The sequence below is a fragment of the Erwinia sp. PME.40.26/001 genome, assembly GCF_055556675.1.
Map to the genome: position 1 here is coordinate 1,014,963 of NZ_JBVHNP010000001.1, position 15,445 is coordinate 1,030,407.

Annotated in this window: 10 protein-coding genes and 4 pseudogenes; 4 read left to right on the forward strand and 10 right to left on the reverse strand. The window is 47.1% G+C overall.

Annotation, left to right across the window (positions count from 1 at the left end; translation table 11 throughout):
- Positions 1 to 141: 141 nt before the first annotated feature.
- Positions 142 to 1,408 (forward strand): annotated as a pseudogene (locus ACZ3HG_RS05020) (tyrosine-type recombinase/integrase).
- Positions 1,409 to 1,473: 65 nt separating this feature from the next.
- Here ACZ3HG_RS05020 and ACZ3HG_RS05025 read toward each other — a convergent pair.
- From ACZ3HG_RS05025 to ACZ3HG_RS05035, 3 genes and pseudogenes are all read right to left on the reverse strand, one after another.
- Positions 1,474 to 1,863: a hypothetical protein gene (locus ACZ3HG_RS05025; RefSeq protein ID WP_249651995.1), complete on the reverse strand. Its 390-nt coding sequence runs from the start codon at positions 1,861 to 1,863 to the stop codon at positions 1,474 to 1,476.
- A gap of 1 nt (position 1,864) precedes the next feature.
- Positions 1,865 to 2,794, reverse strand: coding sequence for a ParA family protein (locus ACZ3HG_RS05030; protein ID WP_249651996.1), 930 nt, complete (start codon positions 2,792 to 2,794; stop codon positions 1,865 to 1,867).
- Positions 2,795 to 2,916: 122 nt separating this feature from the next.
- Positions 2,917 to 3,348 (reverse strand): annotated as a pseudogene (locus ACZ3HG_RS05035) (IS1 family transposase); the annotation flags it as partial.
- Positions 3,349 to 3,354: 6 nt separating this feature from the next.
- Between ACZ3HG_RS05035 and ACZ3HG_RS05040 the strand changes: the two are divergent.
- A pseudogene (locus tag ACZ3HG_RS05040) lies at positions 3,355 to 3,642 on the forward strand (MobQ family relaxase); the annotation flags it as partial.
- Positions 3,643 to 3,714: 72 nt separating this feature from the next.
- On the opposite strand, the gene ACZ3HG_RS05045 reads toward ACZ3HG_RS05040, so the two are convergent.
- Positions 3,715 to 4,827: a hypothetical protein gene (locus tag ACZ3HG_RS05045; RefSeq protein ID WP_465332094.1), complete on the reverse strand. Its 1,113-nt coding sequence runs from the start codon at positions 4,825 to 4,827 to the stop codon at positions 3,715 to 3,717.
- Positions 4,828 to 5,120: 293 nt separating this feature from the next.
- Between ACZ3HG_RS05045 and ACZ3HG_RS05050 the strand changes: the two are divergent.
- Positions 5,121 to 5,934 (forward strand): annotated as a pseudogene (locus ACZ3HG_RS05050) (IS3 family transposase); the annotation flags it as partial.
- Positions 5,935 to 6,038: 104 nt separating this feature from the next.
- Here ACZ3HG_RS05050 and ACZ3HG_RS05055 read toward each other — a convergent pair.
- The 4 genes from ACZ3HG_RS05055 to ACZ3HG_RS05070 all read right to left on the reverse strand — a co-directional run bounded on the left by ACZ3HG_RS05055 (position 6,039) and on the right by ACZ3HG_RS05070 (position 12,415).
- Positions 6,039 to 7,907: a UvrD-helicase domain-containing protein gene (locus ACZ3HG_RS05055; protein ID WP_465332096.1), complete on the reverse strand. Its 1,869-nt coding sequence runs from the start codon at positions 7,905 to 7,907 to the stop codon at positions 6,039 to 6,041.
- A 2-nt stretch (positions 7,908 to 7,909) separates the two neighbouring features.
- Positions 7,910 to 10,303 carry an AAA family ATPase gene (locus ACZ3HG_RS05060; protein ID WP_465332098.1) on the reverse strand — a complete coding sequence of 798 codons (2,394 nt, stop codon included), beginning with the start codon at positions 10,301 to 10,303 and terminating at the stop codon, positions 7,910 to 7,912.
- Positions 10,304 to 10,995: 692 nt separating this feature from the next.
- Positions 10,996 to 11,478: a glutathione peroxidase gene (locus ACZ3HG_RS05065; RefSeq protein ID WP_191932693.1), complete on the reverse strand. Its 483-nt coding sequence runs from the start codon at positions 11,476 to 11,478 to the stop codon at positions 10,996 to 10,998.
- A gap of 55 nt (positions 11,479 to 11,533) precedes the next feature.
- Complete coding sequence (locus tag ACZ3HG_RS05070; RefSeq protein ID WP_465332100.1) at positions 11,534 to 12,415, reverse strand: LysR family transcriptional regulator; 882 nt, start codon at positions 12,413 to 12,415, stop codon at positions 11,534 to 11,536.
- Positions 12,416 to 12,589: 174 nt separating this feature from the next.
- Between ACZ3HG_RS05070 and ACZ3HG_RS05075 the strand changes: the two genes are divergently transcribed.
- Positions 12,590 to 13,531, forward strand: coding sequence for an SDR family oxidoreductase (locus tag ACZ3HG_RS05075; RefSeq protein WP_465332102.1), 942 nt, complete (start codon positions 12,590 to 12,592; stop codon positions 13,529 to 13,531).
- A 38-nt stretch (positions 13,532 to 13,569) separates the two neighbouring features.
- On the opposite strand, the gene ACZ3HG_RS05080 is transcribed toward ACZ3HG_RS05075, so the two are convergent.
- Both ACZ3HG_RS05080 and ACZ3HG_RS05085 read right to left on the reverse strand, forming a co-directional pair.
- A complete protein-coding gene (locus ACZ3HG_RS05080; RefSeq protein ID WP_191932696.1) occupies positions 13,570 to 14,544 on the reverse strand; it encodes a GlxA family transcriptional regulator in 975 nt (324 codons plus the stop codon).
- Between the two features lie 117 nt (positions 14,545 to 14,661).
- Complete coding sequence (locus tag ACZ3HG_RS05085; RefSeq protein ID WP_191932697.1) at positions 14,662 to 15,441, reverse strand: MBL fold metallo-hydrolase; 780 nt, start codon at positions 15,439 to 15,441, stop codon at positions 14,662 to 14,664.
- Between the last annotated feature and the right edge of the window lie 4 nt (positions 15,442 to 15,445).

Below are 15,445 nucleotides of genomic sequence, written 5' to 3' on the forward strand. Positions count from 1 at the left end.
GCATTTCTATCAGTTGGTTATCCCCTTCTTCAAGTTCACCTTCGTTCACTAAAAACCACTCTAAGCCATACACATTTGCTGGTAAAAATGTTGGTAATGGTAGTTCGATTGCGTTTTTACCAATAAACGTGGGATGCCGTTATGCCACTTACTGATACCAAAGTAAAAAATGCCAAACACCTTGATAAGGAATACAAGCTTACCGATGGCTTTGGTATGTTCCTTCGCGTTACCTCTAAAGGTTCCAAATACTGGCAAATGGCTTACCGCTTCGACGGGAAGCAAAAAATCTTCTCTATAGGTGTTTACCCTGCTGTTTCTCTTTCTGATGTAAGACAACGCCGTGATGAGGCCAGAAGGTTTCTTGCTGAGGGCATTGACCCTAATGCAAAGAAACAGGCAGAAGTTAAAGAGCTAAAAGCTAAGCGTGATAAGACCCGTTCTTTCAGAGCTGTTGCCAAAGCGTGGTTTGCTACCAAAAAGAAATGGTCTGAAGATTATCGTCATACCGTATTGACCCGCCTTGAAACCTATATCTTCCCGGATATTGGCAACAGAGACGTTACCGAACTTGCCACTGGCGATCTGTTAGCCCCCATAAAAAAAGTTGAAGCCCTTGGCTATCTCGAAGTTGCTACACGAGTTAAGCAATACGTCACCTCTATCCTGCGTTATGCCATCCAGCAACAACTTATCCGCTATAACCCAGCCTATGATATGGAAGGTGCTGTTCAGAAACCACATACTGAACATCGCCCCGCGCTGGAACTGGAAAAAATCCCTCAACTGCAAAAAAATTGCCGAATACAAAAGCCGTAGGCTAACCATACTGGCAATCCAGTTCAATCAGATGATTTTCATTCGTTCCAGTGAACTTCGTTTCGCCCGTTGGTCTGAAATTGATTTCAAAAGTAAGTTGTGGGTGATCCCTGAACAGCGAGAAGCGATTGAAAACGTCAAACATTCGACTCCTGGTGCCGAAATGAAGCGTAAGCACTTCGTCCCCCTTTGTAAGCAAGCTATGAGGATACTGAAAGAGATCCGACAACTGACTTATGAAGAAGGCCATGATGATGGATTAACCTTTACAGGCTGTTATGACTCGTTTAAGCCTATGAGCGAAAACACCATCAACTAAGCCCTGCGCAATATGGGCTATGACACGAAGCAAGACATCTGTGGACACGGTTTTCGCACACTGGCCTGTAGTGCCTTAATTGAGTCAGGTTTGTGGTCAGAAGACGCTGTATTGCTTCAAATGAGCCATAGGGAAAGCAACAGTGTCCGTGCTGCTTATACCCACAAGGCAAAACACCTCGAACAGCGCCGCCTGATGCTCCAATGGTGGGCTGATTTCATTGATGCAAACAGCAACGATATGGTCAGGCCGTTTGAGTTTGATAAATAACTAACCAGAATATATTAATAGCCAGCACTCAATTTCAAAAGTACTGGCTTTCAAAATATTAATTGTCATTCACCTTGAATAACACTAGATCTTAGCGAAGCACCGATCACTCCCTCTATTATTTTTTCTTTTACCTTATCGATTTTGTCTTGTTTCATAATATAAACATTAATTTTTTTTGCAAAAAACTCTAATTCCTTACGAGTTTTAAATTTATTCGATAGAATTTCATAACCAATCTCTCTATTTTTACACCCTTTCAATTCATTTAATAGCTCATTAGCTATCTTCTCTGACAATATTTTGTCATTATTCTGTACGGTTGTGTTTTTTACAACCCTTATAGCAATAGTAAAATCTCCACTTTCTATTTTCTTTATATCAACATCAGATAGAGATTCAATTTCCTTTTGTATTTCAAGAAAAATAGAGGATACAATCTTTCTTGTATTCATATTATATTCCCGCCTTTTGGATAAACTCACTCACAAATGAATTGATTTCATCAACTATATCAGAATATGTTCCATTGCTATATCCATGCAAAGCTACAGGAATTCCATCTTGTGGTGCTGATGCAAAAATAGATTTATTCTCTCTGAAATAACATTGAAATGTTGGCATATTTAATCGTTTTGTCTGTTCTATATACTGCATTTGTGAGGCAATAGGCACGCCAGAATATATTTGTATCATAGTGAAAACAACACCCAGCATTTCAGGTTTAGAAGGTAAAATGTTGCTATCCATAGAAGCAAACTCATTAAACTCCCGAATTAACTGTTGCACACTTCTTATTAAGTAATCAATTCCTAGCGTTGATAAATAGTCCGGTTTAGCCGGAATCAATATCTGATCAGAAGCTATAAGCGCATTTTTTGTAACTATATTAAAGTTTGGGGGGCAGTCAACTAAAACAACATCATAGTTATGAGATGCAAAATCCCTAATGGAATCACGCAACCTTCCATGTATTTTCAAGTAATTTAATTTCGCCTGATTAAGATTAGCACCACCCAGCAATGTTGCCAATTCAAGATCTACATTAATAAGTCCCAAATGGGAACTAATGAGATCTACACATCCTGTTGAACCTACCTGTGAAAGCCAGTTGTTAACATTAAAAGGTTTACAAACCAATTGGGATAAACTTATAGGTTGATGCCCCTGACTTATATTGTCAAAATAATTTTTTATTGTGTGCGTATTTTTTATTGATGCATCCCAATAATCAGGCGATATGAAAGAAAATGTTAGGCTAGCCTGCGCATCCATATCTAATACCAATACTCGCGCCCCCCTTTTTGCTAACTCCGCAGCAAGGTTTGCTGTAACAGTCGTTTTCCCTACACCGCCTTTATAGTTTATAACCGAAATTATTTTCATAAGAGCAATATCCTTTTGATTTTAGTAAGATAATGAATAACCCATTTATTATAGTTAATATAAGATATAAAACCATATCTTCATGTCACATTTTAACCAAGTATTCAATGTGTTGATTTCTGTTATTGTAGGTAATACTTTCGCTCAAAAAATGTGCCAATCACTTTGTCGTGCATTTCTGTGGATTTTGAATATCCCAGAGCATTCCGGTTGAGTCGTTTCAGTCTGTTCCTGAGGTTCAAGTTTTAACGTTCGATGAGCTGTGTGTAAAGCTAGCAAGTAATCTGTTTTGCCTTCGGCAGCAACTCATAAGCGCGGAAGATATCCGTACACCTGAAAGCAACTTTAGTAACTTACGCAGTATCTACTTATTGCAGACAAATGACCACATTTCATCAACTCCACAGATCAGTTGGATTTGTCGATTATCCAGCGGTAAAAATTGTTACACATCGTGGTGAGAGGCGCACAACGGCATTAATGCTGATATGCCGCACAGTGTAGTGGATATCAGCATTGTTCATCTCAAAGTCAACAATTTGCTCTTTCATGCCATGCATGTCTGGGCCAAGAAGAAGCCAGATCCTGTTTCAGTCGATGCGGAACACGATAAGCGTATTGCTGAAAACTATGTGTTTGATGAGGTTCAGGGTATCTATGTTTCACGCGCCGAGCATGATAGACGTGCCAGATTTAACAGTGACAGTTATAGTCCAACCAAAGAGGAGGTGAGACGTTTTCCAAGTCGTCCGGTTAAGCCAACACTACCCGATATTGGTCATGATTGCTTGCCTTCCATTTCAAATTTATCAAAAAGAAAAAGGAATTATCCAACATTTAAGTCATAATTAATCTCAGTATAAAAAGATTGATTTTAAAAGGGCATAATATATAGGTTTTTTTCTTGCCACACAAAACCATCACCATAAAAGCGTTAGCTTTAAACTCCATAACCTCATTAACTTATAAGGCTCATCAATATTAATTTGTAAAGATCCGATAACAAGATCACCTTTTTCATCAAGACCTAACATTTCTTTATTGACTGGAACTAAAACACTAGAGAAGTGACGTTCATCAATTTCTTTTTCTATTTTCTTATGAATACTACAATCAATTACTGTTGTTTCAATATTCTTAAAGTTATGCTTGAAATCTGTAGCCACAATTTGTGGGAATGATATATTTAGAGGTTCTTTATTGTATGCTTTTACAGCACCTCGATAGAAAAAATCATCATTGGGAATAAAAATCTGAAAAGCTGTACTTCCAAAAAAAATAGAGAAAATAGCTAAACCATCTATGTTTTCATCATTAATAATTTTAACTTCAATACCATTAAAAGGCATGACGGATAAAAAATATGCTTTATGGATAGCCATGTAACTATTAAAACTGATTGTTACGGGTATCTCCTCAACAGCATTATTGTTTAATCCTTTTTTTTCACAGAGGTAATAACCAAGTGGATAGGGTAAATCAGTATCTTGTAAAACAAACCGAGTCAAAATGCTATAATTACCAATTAATTCTATTGGCATGATAGATAAAGCATATTTTGTTAAACATTTAAAAATATTAGTATTGTAGTAGCTATTTCTAATGTTCTTAATTTTAACATCACCACTCTCAGGATCTATACTCAGAGATCCTTCTTCAGGCCTTGCATTATTAAGGACCGGAATTTTATATTTCTTATCAAACTTTATTCTTGATGAATTTTTTACTTTGGATAGGTTTGTTTGGACAACCCCATTCTTACCATACATTGATAATATAGATTTATCCATTTCGATTAAGTTTGAAAAGTCTCTTTCAATATTTTTGAATTTCTCGTTACAATCGTTACATTCATTATGGTGGAATATTGTTCTGTTATAAAGAAACTCAGAAATTGCATGAGCCTCAGTATTAAACAATTTTTCTGAATAATCTTTATTGCAAAAAATACATCTCTGCCCAAGAATTCCTAAGTCAATCCTTGAAGTTTTCTGGTCGAATCGAAGAACATATTTTGATAGTATATTTTCCATTATTCTATCCTAAACGAAATCCCCCTCAGTTAAGAGGGGGAGTACGTCATTCTAAAAAAACAAGAATGAACTCTAAGAAAATAACTATGAGTTTTAACACGGTTATCATTTTTTTAACTCTCTAAAGTCACCACGCAATTTGTGGCGAGTTTATCCTGTCAAAAAACTCAGAGCTTTACTTCTTATAACAGTCCAAGCATTAAAAGTCAACAGTGACCCTGACCCGAAATCCTGCTCCATTCAGAAACAGAATTCCGGCATGATAAACACTCCCCTGAACGGAGGTGGTGCCGATGAAAAAGTCACGATTCACCGAAGAGCAGATTGTCTTTGCCCTGAAACAGGCTGAACTGGGCACGCCCGTGCCGGAAGTCTGCCGCAAACTGGGCATCTCCGACGCCACGTTTTATACCTGGCGCAAGAAGTATGGCGGGATTTCCCCTTCTGAACTCAAACATATGCGGCAGCTGGAAGAGGAAAATCTGCGGCTGAAGAGGCTGGTTGCCGATCTAAGCCTCGACAACAGGACGTGCTGGCAAAAAAGAGCTGACGCTGGCACGCCTGCGCGAATGGGTCAGGGATTTGCAGGCCCGCTACGGTGGCAGTGAGAGACAGGTCTGTTTTGCGCTGCGGGTCAGCCGCAGCTCGTTTCGCTATCGTTCTGTGGCTGCCGACGACAGCGCACTGCGGCTGCGCATCCGTGAGATCACCGAAACCCGGGTGCATTACGGATACCGCCGGGTACACGTGATGCTCAGGCGGGAAGGCTGGCGCGATAACCACAAACGGATCTACCGGCTTTACAGCGAACAGGGGGTGTCGCTGCGCCTCAAACGGCCACGGCGCAATAAATCCGCACAGCGGCGCCAGCCGCAGCCTCAGGATCTGTATCCGAATCACGTCTGGGGCATGGATTTTGTCTCTGATGCGTTGTTTGACGGACGACGGCTACGCCTGCTGAGGGTTATCGATCTGTACACCCGCGAATGCCTGGAGATCTGCGTGGGGCAGAATCTGCGTTCAACAGAAGTGACAGAAATGCTGAACAGCATAGCGCTAAGGCGTCCGTTACCGCAGTTGCTGAAAACCGATAACGGCTCTGAATTTGCAGGATCTGCCGGTTGCCAGAATATGCAGCCAGAATGAAGCCGGTTATTCCTGATTATGGCAGGATCACATACGGGAAGCGGGTCAACTCTACGCGGCCCAGTTCACATGCGCGTAATTTCATCCCTGTCAAACCAGCCTGATGCAATCACGGTCCGTTCAACTAAATCGGGCGCTTTCGTATATGCAACTACAGCGAGGCTCTTTTGTGCCCTGCTGCAAATAACATAAAAAAGACGCCGCGATCTTTTAGGCGAAGAGTCAGCACCCATTCTGTCGTTTTCTTGATCAGTTTTAGAGTGCGGTGTGGCGCCCAACAGCTTATCGTAACTGAACATGAATCCACGGGCCTCTTCATCATCCAAAATAGCCATTACACGGGGAAACTGAAGCCCCTTCACTCCCTGATGGGTATCGTAAGACGATGTGGATGAAATATAGCTGATGTAGTTTTCCAGTTCGCGGGTGGATGCGCTCAGAGATCGGCTCCAGGCGTCATGCTCTTTATTGACGTCCTCTTCCTCGGTGGATTCATCATCCTTATGCAGCGCCAGTGCCAAATGAAGCAGGAATGCCTCAGGTAAGATCAGCAATTCCCCTTCATGAATCAGTTTGCACACATCTAAGATGGAATGAGCCGAACTCTCGTCAAGGAGGGTCTTTATCTTGTCTATCTGGTGTTGTGCTTCCAGAAAGAGCTGTAGCGGATCGTCTACAGATTCAAGCCGCGAGCCCGAAAAAATAGGCGAATACTTGCGCATGATGGTAGCAATTTTAAAGTCATCACCACTGCGAATCGCGTCAATAAGTGGCCAGAGTTGTGAGGATAAGAACGTTATCTCTTGGCTTTCTCCATTGATTGCCGCATCGCCTAGTCTGTCAACCTCCAGAAGGGGCAGAAAGAAATTTTCGAACTCACCGCGTCTAGCAGCCATATGGTGCTCAAGCGTAAGCACCATGACTGACTTTATGTTATTCCACGCCTTATCATCCGCGTATGCAGCCATCTTCTCAGCTACCTGACGCTCAATATCAGCTCTTTCCTTGTGCGTGTTCATGTCGACCACAAACAAGCGTGCGGTTCCAGATTGGGCGTATGGTGCCGGATCCTGTGTATGTTTGTCATTGTATTGCCTGATGGCATTAATCAGGGTGACAATTCTCACTGGTGAACGGTGGTTAATTTTTATCTCAGGTGATTCCCATCCAGCGGGTAAAGGAGTAGCCAGATCAGATTTTCCCCCGCTGAATATCTGCTGCATCATATCGCCAAACAGCCCAATACAGAATTTTGTGGGGTTTTCCTGCTGCGTCGTGATAAGCGACTCAATGAGATATTTATTCGTGTCCTGGCTTTCATCAATCAAAAGCACAGGGAATCTGCTGAATAAAATTTCTCTGAGCAGGACTTCATTCTGCAGGAGGCAGGCGGTGGCTTTTATCACTTCACTGTGATTCAGCGATCCTTTTTCAGGCCTGCTGCTTGTAGGGGAATAACTGAATTTTTTTATTTTATCAAGGTATTGCAACCGTTTCATTTTGCTGGCTAAACTCCGCCTGTTTTTTTTCGCCGTAACGCCTTCAGGTTTTCTGCTTTTTCCAATGTCGCGGGTGAGTTGATCAATACTCTCCGTGAGTTCCTTTTCAAGCCACAGCTTTATGTCTGCTGTAAATGGGTTGATCAAATCCCAGCAAAAGCTGTGTATGGTTGAAACCATAAAGTTGGCATCAAAGAATAACCGTCTTTGTATTTCCTCACAGGCTGCGTTGGTAAACGTAATAATACCTATCCTTTTTCCGGATTTAGACAGCTCCGCAGAATACCGTTGTTTCATTTTTGCCAGCACGCTGACCAGCGTTCGGGTTTTCCCAGACCCCGCACCAGCAAAAAGCAGAAAGCTTCTGGGGTTGTCCAGATCCAGATAGCTGAATAACTGCTCGACAATAGGTTCGTTCGCGGATGGTGTATCCATGATTATTCGCCCTCCCGCACGTCTATGACTTTGGGCACTTCCGGTGTAAGGTCCCTACTCGCTACTTCCAGCTCTATTTTAAGCCAATCCAGTCCCTCCTGGATATATGTTGGCGCAGTGAGTTCGGCGGGGTCGGCACAATACAGTAAATCGAGTGCCATCTCGGCTTTGTCATCTTTGAGGGCTAAATAGAGTTTTTCACAGCACTGCTCAAGCGTATCGAGGTTAAGTGCATCCTGCATTTTCCTCATCATTCCGGTGGGCTTTTCTACTTTTTTGAAGAGCTCGGAATTCGTTAATGCAATAGCGTCTTCAAAGGTGTAAGGGAAAGCTTCTGCCTCCTCATCTTTTCCTACTTTAATAGGGATGCCGTATTGAAATGCAATCATGACCTTACCGCGAATTTTCTCATGCTTCGGCATTTTGAGGACTGTATCTAGCTTGCCCTCAATGCCGAGCCAGATTTTGATGGTATGGCTGCCAGTAATGTATCCCTTGCCAAGTTCCGGTCTTATGGCTTTGGGTTTAGCACCTGAGCTACTTTTTTGATCATCTCCCGGTAATTTAAGGGGTGGATTCTGGGCGTCGGTATCCGTAATGATAAGTGTGGGAAGCCCGAGTATGTCAATCAATGCCCGCAGTCTGTGAGCATGAGCTCCTCCCACTTCAAGAATCGAAATGTAGCTGTTATCTAGGCTAGTATTGGCATTGGGATTATTTCTAATGAAATGTGGCATAAGAATACGTTCTGCCGCCCCTTCGACAAGAATTATCCCGTTTGCAAAAAAAAGATCGCAGTGTGTTGTTTTGAGATATCTGGCGACGAACTGAGCCGTTTGTGAGACATCATCCGGAAGGCTCTTACCGCTACCAAAGGTGCAGGACAGATCAATTACGTCTGCCGTGGGCACTTCATGCGGCCCTGCCGCGGGCTTACGTTTGAAATACCTTAGTTTTTCGAAGCCCACTTCATGTGCGAGGTAGCTCGAATGCGTGCTGACTACCAGTTGGCTCGAGAACTGCACAGATGTGCGCAAATCATCATGATTACGCAGCACAGAATAGGCTTTTTTGATAAACACCTGCTGAACCTGCGCATGCAGGTGAGCTTCCGGCTCTTCAATCAGAATAAGGTGCAGTGGCTCGACAAAGACATCCTCCTCCGGCTTTCTTAGTCCGGCCTTGCCTACACGCATCCACTGATCCCTGAAGCTCATCATAGTAAAGACCATGGATATCAGATTTTTGTAACCAAGTCCGTTGTATTTCTCTGACAGACTCATCAGGGGAATCCCTGTGTCGTGGCTGGCTTTCTGGATTTCAAAGAGAATGGCGGCTTCATGGTCTAAATTATCGATCGGGTTAACCCTGCTCGATAATTTGATGTGGGGATCGGAGAACCCCGGATATCCCAGCTTCTCAATTTCTTGTAGCGGCTTGGTAAACACCTCATTGAGTCTTTCATCAAAGGAGTGTTGTGCATAGGCAATGGATTTGAGGGCATCCAAATCTTCATTGCAGGGCAGATCTGTAGGGTTTAAATGACGGTTATAGTAATGGTTCATCTGCCCGGCTAGATTAGAGCTTCCATGCTGAGAACTGGTGGCCACATAGGGGTCTGAAAACCCGCGAGTTGCGTCAATGATATCGACCTTGAAAAGTCCGTTGAAAGGATAAAAGTCCAGTGGCAATTGCTCCTCTGCCAGCAGTTGGGGCCTGAATTCACTCTCCGGGTCCGTGGAAAGCTTTGCAGGATCCAGTATGTAAGACTTTATCTCAAAAGCCCTAGACATCTCTCTTTCTAGGTATTCATGCAGCGATCCCGGCCAGACTGAAAATTTGAAATCGCTGGGCTCAGATGCTGAACCTTCTGGTTTTTTTTCGGCGTTTTCTGCCGTGATTTTAAGCTGCTCAGCGGCCCTGAAGTTGGCAATGAAGTCGGCTTTTAGAGCATCAAGATTTTTAGGCTGGTAAATAATTCTGATGCCTAACAACCCGCCATCCCATTTTAATGTCGGAATCAGATGGCGTACTAAGTGGATCTCACTTTTCTCAACTTTTAACCAGACATCCAGCGTTGGGCATAAAGGCTGCCAGTCGCTGATTTTTTCACCATCTTCTTCGGCGTTCGCCCATGCTTGGCCAAATTGATTCAGCTTATGCCAGTTTGACAGGGTGAAATCAGCCGCGCCTAATTTCCGTGATGACTGAGATTTACCCGATGAAATGTTCGCAGCCGTTCTCCCCCGTTGATCCAGAAAGAAAATAAGTGCATCCATGGCAGACGTCTTGCCACTATTATTTGCCCCGACGAGCAGGGTTTCTTCTTCAGTCAGGCGAATTCTGCAGGTTTTCAGCTTTCTGTAATTCTGGATATCTATATATTGAATTTTCATCGGGCTTCCTTTCCTCAGTAATGGCGAGAAGCATCCTAAATAACAGGATCGGCAGGGTTAATAGGGTAATAATTCAGGGCTGCGAAGGCTGACGCAGGAAACTGCAGCCGTAGTTACCTTAATGTTGTATTGATTTTGAACGTTGCTGTCTAGCATTATCCGTTCTCTCCTGCATCGTTTTACCCAGACGCAAACGTCTAGATCTGCAGCTGGATTATCGACAGGGCGTTAACCACGCCTGCCCGCAGCCGAATGGTTGATTGGCTACTATATATCCGCCGGTGTGGCTCAGCGCTTCTTGGGAGAGGAACACCATAGTAACGGTCGCCATATGAAATGAGGGATCTCACATCAGCTTTTATGACATTTGCCCATTAGTGGTCATTCTGGTGGTCTTGACAGAAAGAGAATTCAGGTTTAGCCTATTTATTAGCTAGTTACTGGCAAAGGCGATCCCAGTCAGAGGAGCCAAATTTAAAGAAGCCCGCTCAGGGAAACCTGAGCGGGCTTTTTGTTTTCATCAGGCTACTGCTTCAGATTCACCGTGCTGGCTTCACCCTTCATTCCCGTCCCTTGTCAGTGTTTCCTGGCACACTAAAGCTGGCTACCTGACAGGCGTTACATCGGCCCGTTGAACCTGCAGCGGCAACCGGACGGTAATCATACGGGTACGGTTCTGGTTACAGGATAACTTACCGTTCAAGTGCAGCAAGAATGACGGCTTCCATTTTCTCTGGCGTGGTGAAGGGTGCAAACCGCTTGAGGGGTTTGCCGTCACGCCCGATCAGGAACTTAGTGAAGTTCCACTTGATCCGTCCACCCAGAACGCCCGGCAATTCGTTTTTAAGATAACGAAACACCGGGTGCGCCGCAGCACCGTTGACCTCTACTTTCTCAAACATCGGAAAGCTCACTCCGTAGTTAATATGACAGGTCTGGGCGATTTCGTCGGCGTCGCCGGGTTCCTGCTTACCAAACTGGTTACAGGGAAAACCAAGCACCACCAGCCCCTGCGCGGCGTACTTCTTGTAGAGCGCTTCAAGGCCCGCATACTGTGGCGTGAAGCCGCAATGGCTGGCGGTATTCACCACCAGAACCAGCTTGCCAGCATAGTCAGCCAGAGAGCTGAGCTGCCCCCCCAGGCGGGTAGCGGTAAGTTGATGAAAGGTGATCATGTCGGCCCCCTCAGAGCAGATTTACTAAGTTGAACGAATAGCCTGAAACCCATTTTCAGGCTTCCATTAGTCTGGAAGACAAGAATTCAATAAAACGCTGAGTCCTGGCAGGCGTCAGTCGCGTTTCGGTGACGGCATAAATGCTGACGGCTGACCCTTTCCACTCAGGAAGCACACGCATCAGCTGGCCGGAGGCCAGATCGTCCGCGACAATCTTCTCGGGAAGCAGTGCAATACCCTGATGTTTCAAGGCGAGAGTACGGATCATCCCAACGCTGTTGAGCGTAAACCTGCCATGAACGCCCACCTCAACCTCTGCCTTACTCCTACTCTGCTGCAAGTGCCAGGTCGGAACCTTCGTCATGCAGAGGCATTCGTGCGCCGGCAGATCCGCCGGTGTGGCAGGCGCGCCAGACGCCCCGATATAGTCGGGAGACGCATAGAGATAGCGCGAGTGCCGCCCGATCAGGCGAGCGATCAGACCCGAGTCTTCCAGTTTACCCATGCGGATCGCAACATCGAACGGTTCAGTCACCAGATCGACACGGCGTGGAGTCAGGTCGAATTCAAACCGGATGCCGGGATACTGTGCGGCGAAATCGGCGATGAGCGGTGTGAGATAAAGCGTGGCGAAATCGACAGGCAGCGAAACCCGCAGGGTCCCGCCCGGCTGCTCAAGCATCTCGCCAAGCTGCTCATGCACAAGCCGGGCCTCCTCGACGATAGGTTTGCTGCGCGCATAGTAAAGCTGCCCCGCCTCGGTCAGCTCAATCTTACGCGTTGTGCGATGCAGGAGCCTCAAACCAATCGCCTTTTCCAACGCACTGATACGGCGTGACAGGGTGGAGTTAGGCATGCCCACGGCTTCTGCTGCCTTGCGAAAGCTCCTGGCCCTCGCGACCTCCACAAACAGTGCCATATCATTCAACAGCTCCATTTGATTGCTCCATATATGGAATTCTGTTTTCAAATATAGTGTATTTATCCCGAAATCGGAATGGTAGAGAGTAGATGGTGCTTTCAACCCAGGGAACCCCCCATATGAATCCTGTATTCACACTGGAGCATGGGGGAAGCCACACACTGACCGGCCGACAAAGGATATTAAATAATGGCTCAATCACCTCAACGTGCGACCGCTGCGGATATCAACGCGCCGGAGAGAAAGAAAATTCTGGTCGTCGGCGCAACAGGCTTCCTCGGTGCCAAGATTCTGTACCACCTCGCGGCTGATAAAAGCGCGGCCGTCGTTGCCATGTCGCGAAAAGGCCCCCCCGCAGCTAGGGATGCCTGCATCGAATGGGTTCGCGGCGATATGATGGACCCGACGTCGCTGGACCGCGCCTTGCAGGGCGTTGACGTTGTGGTCAGCTCAGCGAACAGTTATATGAAGGGCAGCCTCGATACCGACTTTCAGGGCAACAAAAACCTCATCGAGGCCGCTGCGCGGGCAAAAGTGAGCAGACTGGTTTTTCTCAGCATTGTGAGCTGTGAAAGTGCGTCTGCAGTCCCTCATTTCCACGCCAAGAAAGTGGCTGAGGACCTGATCAAACTGTCAGGCGTGCCGTACGTCTTTGTGCGAGCGCCCTCGTTTCTCGACCAGAGTACGGATTTTATTGCCAGGGCCGTGAAAGCGGGGAAATTCCAGGGTGCAGGGGATAAGAGCACTCGCTGGTCCTACGTGCTGACGGATGACCTTGCCTCCTGTCTGGCGAAGGCGGCGATCTATCCAGGCAGCGACATTATCAACCAGACGATCGATGTCGGCTGGCGTGACGGTCCGAAGAGCCAGCAGGAGCTGGCCGCTATCATCGCTGAGGTCATCAACAAGCCTCTGAAGATGCAGATCATTCCCTGGTGGTTGCTTCGGGTGGCCGCACGGCCGGTCAGGCTGTTTTCCGCACTCGGGTATGATCTGATCCAGATGTTCCTGTTCTTCAGAACGGGGCGTTATGTCTCGGACATCTCCAGGCAGGAGGCGTTCTTCGGACCCGCTCCGTCAGCGCGCGAGGCGATCACGCGGTGGGCACGCAATCAGCAGCTTATTCCCTGAGTCGCAGAGGCAGGCAATGCCGTGATGAGGCGACGTGGTCACAGGCTTTCACGGTCAACAGGCTCGGGGCCGCGAAATGCCCGCCGCCACTCGCTGGGGCTGACGCTAAACTTCGCTTTAAAACTCTGGCGAAACGAAATGGGAGACTGAAAACCCGACAGCGCCGAGACGCTTTCAATGCTCCTGTCCGTGGTTTCCAGCAGTTCCTGGCTTCGTTGCAGGCGCTCCGCATTCAGCCATTCTCCCGGCGTTGTGCCGGTTGCCCGGGAAAAATGACGCGTCAGCGTGCGTCTGCTCATACTGACAAATCCGGCCAGTGAGTCGAGATCGTGCGGCTTATCCAGATTGCGGCGCAGGTACTCAATCAGTTCGTTGATTTTGCTGTCCCGCGTCGACACCGGCACCGGGCGCTCAATAAACTGCGCCTGTCCGCCTTCACGGTAAGGGGGAACGACCATCCTTCTTGCCACCCGGTTAGCCACCGCCGAGCCGTAATGATCGCGAATGATATTCAGGCAGCAGTCAATACCGGCGGCGGTCCCGGCGGAGGTGATCAGGCGTTCATCGCTGGTATACAGCGAATTACTGTCCAGATGAACGGCAGGAAATCGTTCAGTAAAGTCCTTTTCGAACTCCCAGTGCGTGGCCGCACGATGGCCATCAAGCAGACCGGCGTAGGCCAGAACATAGGTCCCTAAACACAGGCCGACCACCTCCGCGCCGCGTTGCCAGGCCTTCCTCAACGCCTCCAGCAATGCCTGCGAGGGCCTTTCGTCCGGGTTATTCCAGTAGGGAATAATAATAATGTCCGCCTGGTCAAACAACGCCAGACCCTGTTCAACATGGATGGACAGCCCGATATCAGACAGGACCACACCCGGCTTTTCAGCGCAGATCGCCACGCGAAACAGATCCGGCTGCGGCATGGACTGACCAAAAATAATACAGGGTACGGAAAAGTGAAACGGACTGAATCCGGCCGTGGCCATCACGGCGACCGTCAGTGCAGACATAACGTTAACCTCACTGTAAATCATCACCACCGAAAGGCCGCTGACACACGCCGGCCCCGGGATAACGGAGGGGCAACCGGACTGATAGGGTCCCCCGCCGTCAAGGGACCCAGCTTATCAGAAAACCAGCGTCTCACCGTCAGCGGGGATCAGAACCTTATCCCCGATGCCGTGCTCCAGGGTGTACTCCCGCAGCTCGGCGCGGGTCAAAAGGCAGTGGTTAACCGATTCCATATGTGAAGCAACGAGCGTGGCCGTTGGCAGCATTTTCAGCGTGCGCAGCGTGTCCTCTTTCCCCATGATAATCGGGCCGTAAAGGTCGTTAACAGCATAGCCGATGTTTAACACCACAATCTCCGGCTGGAAACGCTGCAGGTTTTTTGCATAAGGTTTCACCCAGACGGTATCCCCGGCGATATAGAGCGTTTTTTCATGGTGGTGGGTGAACACCAGCCCACAGGCATCCCCCAGTAACGCCCCCATCTGCGCATCGGCGTAGAGTTCGTTACTACCGTGCTGACCGTCCGTTTTGTAGAGGGTCAGCCCGTCAGCGAACGCATTTTCATCCTGCAGAACGCGGATGTTCTCAAAACCTTGAGAACGGACCAGCGCCGCGTCGTGCTCGTCCTGGGTGTAGATCAGCATATCTTTGGGAACCGCCTGCTGTGCCGCTTCATCCCAGTGATCGGCATGCGTATGCGTCAGGATAACGGCATCCACCGCCAGTAATTCTTCGACGGGTACCGGCAGCGCTACCATCGGATTACGCAGGTGCGGGCGGGCATTACCGGCAAACCCCTCCCAGGCTTCTTTTTCTGCCAGCATCGGGTCAATAAGAAATTTTTTACCAGCATAGTCCAGCACCAGCGTGGCATTACGGATTTGTGTGAGTTTCATAACC

Coding starts and splice junctions, on each gene's coding strand:
- ACZ3HG_RS05075 (WP_465332102.1), top strand. CDS start 12,590: ATGGCTCAATCACCTCAACGTGCGACCGCTGCGGATATCAACGCGCCG.
- ACZ3HG_RS05030 (WP_249651996.1), bottom strand. CDS start 2,794: ATGAAAATAATTTCGGTTATAAACTATAAAGGCGGTGTAGGGAAAACG.
- ACZ3HG_RS05045 (WP_465332094.1), bottom strand. CDS start 4,827: ATGGAAAATATACTATCAAAATATGTTCTTCGATTCGACCAGAAAACT.
- ACZ3HG_RS05085 (WP_191932697.1), bottom strand. CDS start 15,441: ATGAAACTCACACAAATCCGTAATGCCACGCTGGTGCTGGACTATGCT.
- ACZ3HG_RS05080 (WP_191932696.1), bottom strand. CDS start 14,544: ATGTCTGCACTGACGGTCGCCGTGATGGCCACGGCCGGATTCAGTCCG.
- ACZ3HG_RS05055 (WP_465332096.1), bottom strand. CDS start 7,907: ATGGATACACCATCCGCGAACGAACCTATTGTCGAGCAGTTATTCAGC.
- ACZ3HG_RS05070 (WP_465332100.1), bottom strand. CDS start 12,415: ATGGAGCTGTTGAATGATATGGCACTGTTTGTGGAGGTCGCGAGGGCC.
- ACZ3HG_RS05060 (WP_465332098.1), bottom strand. CDS start 10,303: ATGAAAATTCAATATATAGATATCCAGAATTACAGAAAGCTGAAAACC.
- ACZ3HG_RS05065 (WP_191932693.1), bottom strand. CDS start 11,478: ATGATCACCTTTCATCAACTTACCGCTACCCGCCTGGGGGGGCAGCTC.
- ACZ3HG_RS05025 (WP_249651995.1), bottom strand. CDS start 1,863: ATGAATACAAGAAAGATTGTATCCTCTATTTTTCTTGAAATACAAAAG.